This window comes from Mycobacterium sp. (assembly GCF_049280035.1).
Classification (GTDB): domain Bacteria; phylum Actinomycetota; class Actinomycetes; order Mycobacteriales; family Mycobacteriaceae; genus Mycobacterium.
In genome coordinates this window covers 1-12,287 of sequence record NZ_JBAPPI010000222.1, presented here as the reverse complement: position 1 = coordinate 12,287, position 12,287 = coordinate 1, and the positions used below count along the sequence as shown (strand labels likewise).

Genomic DNA, 12,287 nt, shown 5'->3' with positions numbered 1-12,287 from the left:
CTACGAGACCCAAGAGCAGGCCTCTCAGCAGATCCTGTCCAGCTAGTCCCCACCCGCACAAGTCTTTTAGGAGAACACGCTCATGTCGATTAATTACCAGTTCGGCGACGTGGACGCCCACGGCGCGTTGATCCGGGCTCAGGCCGCGTCGTTGGAGGCCGAGCACCAGTCCATCGTGCGCGATGTGCTGGCCGCCGGTGACTTCTGGGGCGGTTCCGTTTCGGTGGCCTGCCAGGAGTTCATCACCCAACTGGGCCGCAACTTCCAGGTCATCTACCAACAAGCCAACGCCCACGGCCAAAAGGTGCAGACGGCGGGCAACAACATGAACTCCACCGACAGCGCCGTCGGCTCGAGCTGGGCCTAACCAAACAGCTTGCGCTGCAGGCATATTGCTGCACAAGCGCGATCCCCACCACCACCAACCACTGACACGCAACAAGTATTGGGAAGGGATAGCCATGAGCCAGCCGGCCACCAGGCGCCAAGACGTCGGTACCCGTCCGCCGTCGATTCACCTGTCTCAGCTGTTACGCGCCCCCGTGGTGACGCCATCCGGCGAAGCAGTAGGCCGGGTTGACGACATCATCGTGCGACTGCGCAGTGCGGAGACCTACCCACTGGTCACTGGCATCGTGGCGGTCGTCGGCGGCCGGCGGGTATTCGTCGGCCGCGGATCAATTCGGCGATTCGATCCAGACCGGGTAATCCTGGTGCACAACGAGATTGACCCGCGGCGGTTCGAGCGCCGCCACGGTGAGGTGTTATTGCGGTCTGACGTCCTCGGGTATCGGCTGATCGACGTGACTGGGGGCGAGTTGGTCCGCGCCTACGACGTTGAACTCGAAGACAGCGGAGAGGGCTGGGTGTTGGCGCGACTGGATACCCGGCGGCCGCCCCGTCTGTTCGGACTGCTGAAAACACCCGGTGGCCAGGCTTCCCGCGATTGGAAGGCGTTTGAACCGTTGATCGGACATGGTCAATCGATTGCCGTGCGTCGCGTTTTCGGGCGAGTTGCGGCGCTCAAGCCCGCGCAGATCGCCGACCTCCTCGAAGAGGCTAACGAGACCGAGGGAGGCGAAATTCTGGACCGCGTGCGCAGCTTCCCCGACCTGGAAGCAGACGTTTTCGAGGAGCTCGAACAGGACAAGGCCAGTCGGCTGCTCGACGATATGCCCGACGGCGACGTCGCGGCCTTGCTCAGCCGGATGCGCGCCGACGACGCCGCTGACGCGATCATGGATCTCCGTCAGTCCCGCCGACGCCGGGTTCTTGAGTTGATGCCTGCACCGCAACGCACCAAGGTGATCACTCTTTTGGGTTTCAATCCCGACAGCGCGGGCGGATTGATGAATGTCGACATCGTCTGCTGCAGAATTTGGGCCACAGCGGGAGAGGCGCTCGCGCTCATTGCCACCGCCCAGGGCGTAGAGCCGGGGGCGCTGCTGCAGATGCACGTGCTCAACGAACAAGGACAGCTCGCGGGCGTGGTGCCAGTGACTGCGTTGTTGCAGACATATCCCGCGGATGTGGTTGCAACACTGATGGATTCGAATCCAATCCAGGTTGGCCCCGACGCAGAACTGGCCGATATCGCGGTACTGATGGCCGACTACAACCTGCACGCCGTCCCGGTCGTCAACGATGGGGATCGCGTGCTGGGTGTCGTCACGGTCGACGACGTGCTCAAGGCCACCATTCCCGACGACTGGCGTCGACGAGAACGTGGCCCACGTCCTGTGCGAGAACCGAGTTCCGCGACTGACGATCCGATGGCAAGCAGCAACGACGGAGGTAACGGGTCATGACCACTCTGGACCGCGACGTCATCGACGTCGCACCACCGGCGGCGCCCCGCACCGCCGCGCCCCGCACCGCGGTGCTGGACAGCGCGCACGTCGGTGACATCGAAGGTGCGCTGGGGCGCATCAGCATCGGCGACAACGCTCGTCCACGCACCCTTAAGGTGCGGCTGCTAACCCTGCTGGCGATCGTCGGGCCTGGCTTGATTGTGATGGTGGGCGACAACGACGCTGGCGGTGTCGCGACCTACACGCAGGCCGGACAGAACTACGGCTACAGCCTGCTGTGGGTGCTGCTGCTGTTGATCCCGGTGCTGATTGTCAATCAGGAGATGGTGGTGAGGCTCGGTGCGGTCACCGGGGTAGGACACGCGCGGCTGATCAACGAACGGTTCGGCCGCGGCTGGGGCTGGTTCTCCGTCGGTGACCTGTTCCTGTTGAACTTCCTTACCCTCGTCACCGAATTCATCGGCGTCACCCTGGCGGCCGACTACATCGGCATCCCCAGATACATAGTGGTCCCGTTCGCGGCAGTTGCGCTGATCGCCATCATGGCCACCGGCAGCTTCCGGCGCTGGGAACGCGCGATGTTGGTGTTCATTGCGATCACGCTGATACAGATTCCGATGCTGTTGATGTCTCACCCGGACCTGGGCCACGCGGCGAAATCCTTTGTCATTCCAGGTGTGTCGGGTGGGGTCACGTCGGACGCTGTGCTGTTGATCATTGCCATGGTCGGCACCACGGTCGCCCCGTGGCAGCTGTTCTTCCAGCAGTCCAACATCGTCGACAAGCGCATCACGCCACGCTTTATCGGCTACGAGCGAGCCGACACCACCATAGGCGCCTTCGTCGTCGTTGCCGGAGCGGCCGCGTTGGTGATGACCGGCGATTGGGCCGCTCGCGCCACCCACAGCCGAGGCAATTTCGTCGACGCGGGAGTGCTCGCACACCTGCTCGGCCAACACAATCACCTCCTCGGCTCGATCTTTGCGATCGTGTTGCTCGACGCCTCGATCATCGGCGCGGCTGCGGTGACCCTGTCCAGCAGCTACGCGTTCGGGGATGTATTCGGGCTCAAGCACTCGCTGCATCGCGGATTCGCTGACGCCAAGCCGTTCTATTTTTCCTACACCGGGATGGTCGTGATCGCGGCGGCCATCGTGCTGATCCCCGGCGCGCCGTTGGGGCTGATCACCACCGGCGTGCAAGCCCTGGCCGGATTGCTGCTGCCCAGCGCGACCGTCTTTCTGGTGCTGTTGTGCAACGACCGGCAAGTCCTGGGCCCGTGGGTTAACCGGCGGTGGCTGAACGTGGTAGCCAGCATGATTGTCGGCGCGTTATTGCTGTTGTCCGGGATATTGATGGCGACAACGGTGTTCCCCGACCGCGACATCGTCGCGATCGTCACCAACCTCGTCCTTGGCTTCGGCGTTTGCGGCGCAGTCGCTTTCGGGGTACTACGGTGGTCTGGCCGTCGGCGGTCGAAATCACGGATGCCCGAACAGCTCTCCGATGTGTTGGCCGAGGCCGACCGGACCACGTGGCGGATGCCACCGTTGACCTTGCTGGAGCCGGTCACCTGGTCGGTCGGAACCCGCCTAGGCATGCTGGCTTTGCGCGGCTATCTCGTCCTCGGGGCGATCCTGCTAGTGGTCAAGGCCATTCAACTCGGTAGCGCCTAACATCGTTAGACCGCTGAGTCGATCGGATGCAATGAGAAAGTGAGAGAGGAGAAACGATCATGTTCATAATTCGGCTCCTTAACGGACGGGAAGTCCACGAAACCGAGGGTGACCACCTGTCGATCAACCACGACACCGGCGTCATCACGATTTCTCGGGTCGACGGATTCGAGGAAGTCACGACGTGCTATTCGCCGTCGGCCTGGGAGATGGTGACACACCGAGTCAAGGACGCCGCCATCAGGCGGTCCGTGTTGTCAGTCGCGCGCTGAGGCGGGGCCGCCAGTCGACCGTGGCTGGCGCGGGGTGCTGTCGTCGAGACGGCGCCAATCTCGCCGAAGTCGGCCACACTGATACTCAGCCCTGCGCAGAAGAAAGGAGAACCCGTCATGCAGACGCTGAGCATCGCTGAGTTCCTGCTGCGTCTGGGCGTCGGGGCCGGCTGCGGTGCCCTCATCGGGATCGAGCGGCAGTGGCAGGCGCGGAGAGCGGGACTACGCACCAACGCGCTGGTGGCCACGGGTGCGACGTTGTTCGTGCTCTATGCGGTTGTTACCAACGACAGCAGCCCCACCAGGGTGGCGTCGTATGTGGTGTCGGGGGTCGGCTTCCTCGGCGGTGGCGTGATCCTGCGCGAGGGATTCAACGTCCACGGACTCAACACCGCCGCAACCTTATGGTGCTCAGCCGCGGTCGGTGTGCTCGCAGCCGGCGGACATTTCCTGTTCGCCCTGATCGCCACCGGCACCATCCTCGGGATTCACCTGCTGGGGCGGCCACTGGGCCGCCTGATCGATCGCGACAACGTGGTCGAAGAGGACGAGGATGACCAGCCGTACCAACTGCAGGTGATCTGTCGACCCAAGCAAGAAAAATACGCGCGCGCCCAGATAGTCCAACACACCAGCGGCGGCGACTTCGTGCTGCGCGGTATCCACACCGGGCGTGCTGGCGAGGACAGCGTCGCCTTGACCGCGTACCTGCTCAGCGGCAGGCATGCGCCGGCCCGCCTGGAGCAGCTCGTCGCGGACCTGTCTTTGCAGCCGGGCGTTCAGGCCGTGCACTGGTATGCCGGCGACCAGGACGACCCGATGCCCCGCGCGCCGCAGGCAAACTAGTCTTGGTCAGTTTCCAAGCACAGGTCAGCAACGTCGTAGGGTGTGAAATGTGAACGCGATCGCGGATTTCTTGTCCGTGCTGCCCGAGCAGATGCGGGACCCGGTGCTGTTCGCGATTCCGTTTTTCCTCTTGCTGCTGATTCTGGAGTGGACCGCCGCCCGCAAACTGGAACATATTGAGCGGGAAGTCAACGCGCAATCCGCTAGTTCCGCCCGGCCGGGGTCCGGCGCCTACCTGACCGCCGATTCCTGGGCAAGCATCAGGATGGGGCTGGTGTCAGTGGCCACCACGGCGGGCTGGAAATTCATTGCGCTGCTCGGCTACGCCGCGATCTACGCATACCTGGCCCCATGGCACCTATCCGCGACGCGTTGGTACACATGGGTTATCGCGATCGTCGGCGTGGATCTGCTGTATTACAGCTACCACCGCATCGCGCACCGGGTTCGGCTGATTTGGGCTACCCACCAGGCTCACCACTCCAGCCAATACTTCAATTTCGCCACCGCGCTGCGCCAGAAGTGGAACAACAGCGGCGAGATTCTAATGTGGATCCCGTTGCCGCTGTTGGGTATTCCGCCCTGGATGGTTTTTGTCAGTTTCTCAGTCAACCTGATCTACCAGTTCTGGGTGCACACCGAGCGGATCGGCAGAATGTGGGCGCCGTTCGAATTCGTTTTCAACACGCCGTCACATCACCGGGTACACCACGGGATGGACCCCGAGTATCTCGACAAGAACTACGGCGGCATTTTCATCCTTTGGGACCGGCTGTTCGGCAGCTTCCGGCAAGAGACGTTCCGTCCGCACTACGGGCTGACCAAACAGGTTGATACGTTCAATGTCTGGAAGCTGCAGACTCACGAATATCTAGCTATCGCTCGCGATTTCCGGTCGGCGACGCGCCTGCGCGACCGGCTGGGCTACATCTTCGGCCCCCCGGGCTGGCAGCCGCGGTCGGCCATTCGATCCGAGGTAGCCGTCCGCGGTTAGCGGTCGTTCATCAATCGTTTTTATTACGGCGAGCCGAACAGCCCCATCGTAAAGCCAAGATCAGTAAGCTCCGCCTGGTCGTACAGTGGTATGACGCCCCGCATCGGCCGGGGCCCGCGATGATGAGGAGGAAATGCAGTGGGAGACACACTCACCGGAGGACAAAAACTTGTCAAGGGTGAATCGCTGACCTCAGGTAACGGGGCCTACACCCTGACGTTGCAAGACGACGGGAACCTGGTGCTGGCATCGCGCGGCCACGCGGTTTGGGCGGCGGGGACCGACGGCGAGGACGTGGTCCGCGCCGAGGTCCAGAGCGACGGGAACTTCGTCGTCTACACCGCCGACAAGCCGGTGTGGCACACCGACACCAAAGGCAAGAAGAACGTCAGGCTTGTCCTGCAGGACGACCGCAATCTAGTCCTGTACGCCGCCGACGGAGCGGCGTGGTCGACGAAAACCGAGACCGATGCTCCGCCGCCGCCGGAACCAGAAGCCGCCCCGGCAGCTGAGGCCGCGCCCGCCGCGGAGGAGGCCGCCTCGGTGCACGAGCCCGAACCCGAACCGGAACCCGCCGCACGGACTTACACCGTCGAATCCGGCGACACGTTGTGGGACATCTCCGAGCGGTTCTACGGCGACGGCAGCAAGTACCAGATCATCGCCGATGCCAGCGGCATCTCCAACCCTGATCTGATTCAGCCCGGACAGGTGCTGACGATTCCCTGATCGCGATGGGGAGCGCGCCGAGCCCGGATCGGGGCCGGCGCGCTCCCAACCGATCGGCTCTCCGGCATTACCGCAAGACGTTTTGGGTCGGTAACCTGAAAGCCGGCCGGCGCCGCGCCGGCCCTCGACGGATCGGAGTCGACGGTGCGCCGTCCGGCAGCCCGCGCGTTCGTCGCGTCGGTTACCGCCGCGATGGTGGCTGCCTGTTTTCCCGCGCCGGTGGCCACGGCCGACCCAGTGCTGGTCTTCCCCGGGATGGAGATCCACCAGGGCGGCCATCTATGCACGTTGGGTTACGTCGACCCGGGTCTGCGGGTGGCGTTCACCGCCGGACATTGCCGGGGCGATGGACCGGTGACCGACAAGGACAACAACGTCATCGGCAATCTGGCGACGTTCCGGGACAACACGCCCAACGGCGCAATTGTGGGCACCGACCAGCAGATCAACGACTACGAGTCGATTGTGCTGACCAGCGCCGTCATAGCGAACAACATTCTGCCCGGTGGACGCACACTGCAATCGGACCCCGGCCTTGTCGTGACGCCCGGTGAGCCCGTTTGCCATTTCGGCGTCGTCACCGGCGAAACCTGCGGAACAGTCGACGCGGTGAACAACGGCTGGTTCACCATGGGCAACGGCGCCATCAGCCAGAAAGGCGATTCCGGTGGACCGGTCTACATCATCAGTCCCGCCGGGCAGGCCCTGATCGTCGGGATGTTGAACAGCGTGTGGGGCAATTTGCCGGCGGCGGTGTCCTGGCAGGCCACCTCGCAGCAGGTGCGCGACGATGTGGGAGTGTCCAACAGGCCCGGCGGTCCGGCCGCGTAGAAACTCAGCTGGGATTTGCCAGCGCGAAAACGGGGATTGACGGTGCGGCAGACCGTAATTCGTCATCGCCGGAGTCGGGCGTCAACCCCGCAATGTGGCCTTTGACTTCCCAATACCACTTGTCCACGTATCGCTTCAGCAGGTCCGGCTTCGCCGCGTCGGCCACCTCGGTGGCGCGCAGGTGGCGACGACGCCAGCGTGGCCCCGCGTCCACGACGCCGGCTGCTCGGACATTGCGGACCCACTGGGTGTTACCGCGCGGGGATACCAGATAGTCGACGCCGTCCACCTTGAGCACATTGACCACCACGCAGCGGATTTTGCCCGTCTTGCGGCCGCGCACCTGAAGCGCCCTGGTGCCGGCGATGCTGATGCCCATCTCGGCCAGCCAGCGGATTAGCGCGTTGGCGGCCCGGGCCGTTCGGTCGGGTTCGTCGTATCGCACCGGCATGACATGTCCTTCCCTTGCACTCGACTCTGGAGAGCAGTGCTCTCGCAAGGTGTCACGATGACACACCGGCCACGGAAAATCAAGAGCACCGATCTCTTTTGTGTCAAAATGGGTCGGTGGGCAAGCGGCGCGACTCGCGCGAGCGCATCGAGGCGCAGATTGTCGAGCTCGGCAGGCGCCATTTGGTTGAACACGGCGCGGCCGGATTGTCGCTGCGCGCCATCGCCCGCGACCTGGGCATGGTGTCGTCCGGCGTGTACCGGTATGTGTCGAGCCGCGACGAGTTGCTGACGTTGTTGCTCGTCGACGCCTATTCCGACCTCGCCGACGCGGTGGATCGCGCCCGCGACGCAGTGCCCGACGTGTGGAGCGACGACGTCATCGCGATCGCGCATGCCGCCCGCCATTGGGCCACCGCCCACCCGGCTAGCTGGGCGCTGCTGTACGGCAGCCCGGTGCCCGGCTATCACGCGCCGGCCGAGCGAACCGTCGGCCCCGGAACGCGGGTAGTCAGCGCCTTGTTCGACGCCGTCGCCGCCGGCATCGAGACCGGCGACATCATGTTGACCAATTGGCCAGCGCAACAACCGATTTCGTCGGACTTTGAACGCCTCCGCCAAGAGTTCGGCTTCCCCGGCGACGATCCCGTCATTGCCAAATGTTTCGCGGTATGGGCCGGCGTGGTAGGAGCGATCAGCCTGGAGGTGTTCGGGCAATACGGCGCCGACACCCTGACCGACCCCGAGGCGGTGTTCGACACCCAGGTTCGGCTGCTGGTCGGTGTGCTGACCCAGCCTGACGTCAGCGCGACCCCCAACCGGGTAACGTCGCCGAATTAGAACACGTTCAACCATGGTTGCGGTGGCACAAACAGCTGGTGGTGGCAACGTCTTTCTGCCGGGGCAGACGCTGGGCTATCCTGCGAGGCGATGAGCCTCTCCGTCGGGTCGCCGGTACAGATCGCCTGGGTAACTCACGACTTGGATGCCACAGAAACGGCCCTCACCGGCCTGTTAGGCGTCAAAAAGTGGGTGCGGTTACCCGATGTGCACTTTGCTCCGGACACCTGCAGCTACCTCGGCAGACCGGCCGACTTCGTCGCCAGCATTTCACTGAGCTATCTCGGGGACATGCAGCTGGAGCTGATCGCACCGGTGCGCGGCCCTAATATCTATAGTGACTTCCTGCGAGACAGTGGGCCGGGTCTACACCACATCTGCGTCGAGGCCGAGAGCCCCGAGCAATTCGCGGACACTTTGGCCGGCGCCGCCGAGCATGGCGCGTCGGTGGTTCAGCAGGGCGTCATGCCCGGCGGTTTACGGTTCGCCTACCTGGCTGCCCCGCAGGCCGGGGTGCCGTTCGTGGAGGTCGCGCATTTCTCTGCCGAGATGCGGCAGTTCTTCGACTACATCAAGCAGGAGCAGCGGTGAGCCGCGTCGGCGACGATGCAGAGCGAAGCGATGCTGAGGAGCGGCGCAAGATCCCGGCCGGCGACGATGCAGTGGGGGCACCCCCAGCCGCGCAGCGGCGAGGGGGACGTAGCGATGAGGAGGAGCGGCGCCAATGAGCACTGAAATACCAGCAACTTTCAGCGCTGACGACGTGTCGTCGTGGTCGGACGAAGTCGACGTCGTGGTGATCGGTTTCGGTATCGGGGGCGGCTGCGCAGCGGTCAGCGCAGCTGCTTCGGGGGCGCGGGTTTTGGTGCTGGAGCGCGCGGCGGCGGCCGGCGGCACCACCGCACTGGCCGGAGGGCACTTCTACCTCGGCGGCGGGACCGCGGTGCAGCAGGCCACCGGGCACGCCGACTCCCCTGAGCAGATGTACAAGTATCTGGTCGCGGTGTCCCGCGCCCCCGACCACGCGAAGATCCGCGCTTATTGCGACGGCAGCGTCGAGCACTTCAATTGGTTGGAGGACTTGGGTTTTCAGTTCGAGCGCAGTTACTTTCCGGGAAAGGCGGTGATCCAGCCCAATACCGAGGGGCTGATGTACACCGGCAACGAGAAGGTTTGGCCGTTTCTCGAGCTTGCGGTTCCGGCTCCGCGCGGGCACAAGGTACCGGTGCCGGGCGACACGGGCGGCGCCAGCATGGTCGTCGACCTGCTGCTCAAACGCGCGACCAGCCTGGGCGTGCAGATCCGGTACGAGACCGGCGCCACCGCGTTGATCACCGACAAGTCGGGAGTGGTCACCGGCGTGATGTGGAAGCAGTTCGCTGACACCGGCGCGATCAGAGCGAGGTCGGTGATCATCGCTGCCGGCGGGTTCGTGATGAATCCGGAGATGGTGGCCACCTACACCCCGAAACTGGCGGAAAAGCCGTTCGTACTGGGCAACACCTACGACGACGGATTAGGCATCCGCATGGGTGTCTCAGCCGGCGGCGCGACCCAGCACATGGACCAGATCTTCATCACGGCGCCGGCATATCCGCCGTCGATCCTGCTGACCGGCATCATCGTCAACAAGCTCGGGCAGCGGTTCGTCGCCGAGGACTCTTACCACTCGCGCACATCGGGTTTCGTCATGGAACAGCCCGACAGCGCCGCGTTTTTGATCGTTGACGAGGCGCATCTGAAGCCGCCGGAGGTGCCGCTGATCCCGCTGATCGACGGCTGGGAGACCGTTGCCGAGATGGAAGGCGCGCTGGACATCCCGCAGGGCAATCTTGTTGCGACGCTGGACCGTTACAACACCTACGCCGCCCGCGGCGAGGATCCCGATTTCCATAAGCAACCGGATTACCTTGCACCGCAAGACAACGGACCGTGGGGTGCATACGACCTGTCGCTGGGCAAGGCGATGTATGCCGGGTTCACCGTCGGCGGGCTGGCCACCTCGGTCGATGGTCAGGTGCTGCGCGAAGACGGCACACCAGTCGCCGGCCTGTACGCGGTGGGCGCGTGCGCATCCAACATCGCCCAGGACGGCAAGGGCTACGCCAGCGGTACCCAGCTCGGCGAGGGATCGTTCTTCGGCCGCCGCGCCGGAACGCACGCGGCGGGCTAGACCCCGACCGGCGGCGCGTAGGCGCGTCAGACGCTCGCAGGTTCCTCTTCGATGAGGCCGAGCTCCCATCGGCCTTCCCCAAGCAGTTGGAGGCGTTGTTGGTGATGCCGCTCGACGGTGCTGCGGTGACTCACGCTGACAACGATGGTGTCCGGTAACTGGTTGCGCAGCAATTGATACATCGTCAATTCCAGGCCTTCGTCCATCGCCGATGTCGCCTCGTCGACGAACACCGCTTTGGGTTTGGTCAACAGCACACGAGCGAATGCGACCCGCTGCTGCTCGCCGGGTGAGAGCACTTTGACCCAATCCTGTTCCTCGTCGAGCAGGTCGACCAGATGCGGCAGCATCACTTTGAGCAATACCTCGCGGAGGACATCGTCGGGGATTTCACTGCCTGGCGCTGGGTAACACACCACCGCACGCAGATCGCCCAGTGGCACATAGGGCAACTGGGAGAGGAACATCGTCTGGTTCGGTCCATCGGGGCAGCGCAACGTCCCCGACGCGTATGGCCACAACTGGGCCAGGCTGCGCAGCAGCGTCGTCTTGCCGCTGCCCGACGGACCGGTGATCACCATCGCGTCGCCTTCGGACAGGTGCAGATCGAGGGTATCGATGAGCTGGTCGCCGTCCGGAGTGCGCACCTCCACGCCCTCGATGTCGACGGCGCCGTCGGCGCTCGGCCTGACCAGCAGTTCGGGGAGGTCGCGGGCCTTCTCGTCCGCGACCACGAGGCCGTGCAATCGGATGATCGCCGCGCGATAGCTGGCGAATTGGTCGTAGTAGTTCCGGAAGAAGGACAAGCCGTCACAGATGTTGCTGAACGCCCTTTCGGTCTGTGTGACCGCACCGAACTTGATCTGCCCTGCGAACAACCGTGGCGCTTGGAGCACCCATGGCAACGGGACGATCAACTGACTCATCGAGGTGTTGAATCCGAACCAGCCGACGGTCCGGTTCACGTACAGCAGATAGTTGTCGATGATCGGTCGGAATCGACTGCTCAGCTGCACACGTTCGGCACGCTCGCCCCGGTAGAAGCCCACCGCCTCAGCGGCGTCCCGCACCCGTACCAACGCATAGCGGAATGCGGCATTGGTCAGCTCATTGCGGAAGCTGAGTCCGATCAACGGCCGTCCGAGCCAAAACGCGATCATTGTCGCAACCAATACATAGATGATCAGGATCCAGAACATTGCCCTGGGCATGCTGACTCCGAACAGCGTCAGCGTGCCTGACAAGTTCCACAGGATGGCCGTGAACGAAATCACCGACAGCACCGCTTGCACGGCACCGAAGAGCAGCACTTTATCGGTGCCGTTGGACGGCACGTTGGGCGTGGTTCCCACCCCCGCGGTCAACACGTCGATGTCCTGCTGGATACGCTGGTCGGGGTTATCGATCGTGCCGTCGATGAACCGGCCGCGATAGTAAGCCCGGCCCTCGAGCCAGTCGCCGGTGAGCCGATCGGTGAGCCAAACCCGCCAGGCCACAATGAAGCGCTGCGTCAGGTAGATGTCGAGCATGTAGCGGGCGACGTAGATCGCAGCCATGATGCTGAAGATCAGGAGCGACATCCAAAAGCCGTGTACGCCAGACTGTTTGACGGCTCGATTGTGGGTGGCCATGGCCTGCACCGCGGTCTGGACGGACGAGCTCAGG

The 12,287-nt window shown here is 63.9% G+C and carries 14 protein-coding genes; 12 read left to right on the top strand and 2 right to left on the bottom strand.

Annotated elements, in window-relative coordinates:
- Positions 1 to 82 precede the first annotated feature (82 nt).
- The 8 genes from WAN71_RS07355 to WAN71_RS07320 all read left to right on the top strand — a co-directional run bounded on the left by WAN71_RS07355 (position 83) and on the right by WAN71_RS07320 (position 7,159).
- Positions 83 to 367 carry a WXG100 family type VII secretion target gene (locus WAN71_RS07355; RefSeq protein WP_422224704.1) on the top strand — a complete coding sequence of 95 codons (285 nt, stop codon included), beginning with the start codon at positions 83 to 85 and terminating at the stop codon, positions 365 to 367.
- Positions 368 to 461: 94 nt separating this feature from the next.
- Entirely contained in the window at positions 462 to 1,808 is a 1,347-nt protein-coding gene (locus WAN71_RS07350; RefSeq protein WP_422224703.1) for a magnesium transporter MgtE N-terminal domain-containing protein, read from the top strand.
- Positions 1,805 to 3,487: an NRAMP family divalent metal transporter gene (locus WAN71_RS07345; protein WP_422224702.1), complete on the top strand. Its 1,683-nt coding sequence runs from the start codon at positions 1,805 to 1,807 to the stop codon at positions 3,485 to 3,487. The genes WAN71_RS07350 and WAN71_RS07345 overlap by 4 nt, the downstream gene beginning before the upstream one ends.
- 59 nt (positions 3,488 to 3,546) lie before the next feature.
- Positions 3,547 to 3,759, top strand: a complete 213-nt coding sequence (locus tag WAN71_RS07340; RefSeq protein ID WP_422224701.1) for a hypothetical protein — start codon at positions 3,547 to 3,549, stop codon at positions 3,757 to 3,759.
- A 117-nt stretch (positions 3,760 to 3,876) separates the two neighbouring features.
- On the top strand, positions 3,877 to 4,605 hold the full coding sequence (locus WAN71_RS07335) for an MgtC/SapB family protein (RefSeq protein WP_422224700.1): 729 nt from the start codon (positions 3,877 to 3,879) through the stop codon (positions 4,603 to 4,605).
- Positions 4,606 to 4,654: 49 nt separating this feature from the next.
- A complete protein-coding gene (locus WAN71_RS07330; RefSeq protein ID WP_422224699.1) occupies positions 4,655 to 5,599 on the top strand; it encodes a sterol desaturase family protein in 945 nt (314 codons plus the stop codon).
- Positions 5,600 to 5,737: 138 nt separating this feature from the next.
- Positions 5,738 to 6,328, top strand: a complete 591-nt coding sequence (locus tag WAN71_RS07325; RefSeq protein ID WP_422224698.1) for a LysM peptidoglycan-binding domain-containing protein — start codon at positions 5,738 to 5,740, stop codon at positions 6,326 to 6,328.
- A gap of 144 nt (positions 6,329 to 6,472) precedes the next feature.
- The gene (locus WAN71_RS07320; protein WP_422224697.1) at positions 6,473 to 7,159 is read left to right on the top strand and encodes a hypothetical protein; all 687 of its coding nucleotides are present in this window, start codon (positions 6,473 to 6,475) and stop codon (positions 7,157 to 7,159) included.
- Between the two features lie 4 nt (positions 7,160 to 7,163).
- On the opposite strand, the gene WAN71_RS07315 is transcribed toward WAN71_RS07320, so the two are convergent.
- Positions 7,164 to 7,610 carry a nitroreductase/quinone reductase family protein gene (locus tag WAN71_RS07315; protein ID WP_422224696.1) on the bottom strand — a complete coding sequence of 149 codons (447 nt, stop codon included), beginning with the start codon at positions 7,608 to 7,610 and terminating at the stop codon, positions 7,164 to 7,166.
- Between the two features lie 116 nt (positions 7,611 to 7,726).
- On the opposite strand from WAN71_RS07315, the gene WAN71_RS07310 reads away from it, so the two are divergent.
- From WAN71_RS07310 to WAN71_RS07295, 4 genes are all read left to right on the top strand, one after another.
- Positions 7,727 to 8,449: a TetR/AcrR family transcriptional regulator gene (locus WAN71_RS07310; protein ID WP_422224695.1), complete on the top strand. Its 723-nt coding sequence runs from the start codon at positions 7,727 to 7,729 to the stop codon at positions 8,447 to 8,449.
- Positions 8,450 to 8,539: 90 nt separating this feature from the next.
- On the top strand, positions 8,540 to 9,040 hold the full coding sequence (locus tag WAN71_RS07305) for a VOC family protein (protein ID WP_422224694.1): 501 nt from the start codon (positions 8,540 to 8,542) through the stop codon (positions 9,038 to 9,040).
- Positions 9,037 to 9,177 (top strand): hypothetical protein, encoded by a 141-nt coding sequence (locus WAN71_RS07300; protein ID WP_422224693.1) that lies wholly within the window; start codon positions 9,037 to 9,039, stop codon positions 9,175 to 9,177. Before WAN71_RS07305 ends, WAN71_RS07300 begins: the two co-directional genes overlap by 4 nt.
- The gene (locus WAN71_RS07295; protein ID WP_422224692.1) at positions 9,174 to 10,622 is read left to right on the top strand and encodes an FAD-binding protein; all 1,449 of its coding nucleotides are present in this window, start codon (positions 9,174 to 9,176) and stop codon (positions 10,620 to 10,622) included. The genes WAN71_RS07300 and WAN71_RS07295 overlap by 4 nt, the downstream gene beginning before the upstream one ends.
- Before the next feature lie 26 nt (positions 10,623 to 10,648).
- Here the strand turns inward: WAN71_RS07295 and WAN71_RS07290 are convergent.
- Positions 10,649 to 12,287: ABC transporter ATP-binding protein/permease (locus WAN71_RS07290; RefSeq protein ID WP_422224691.1), on the bottom strand; the 1,639-nt coding region annotated here is incomplete at its 5' end.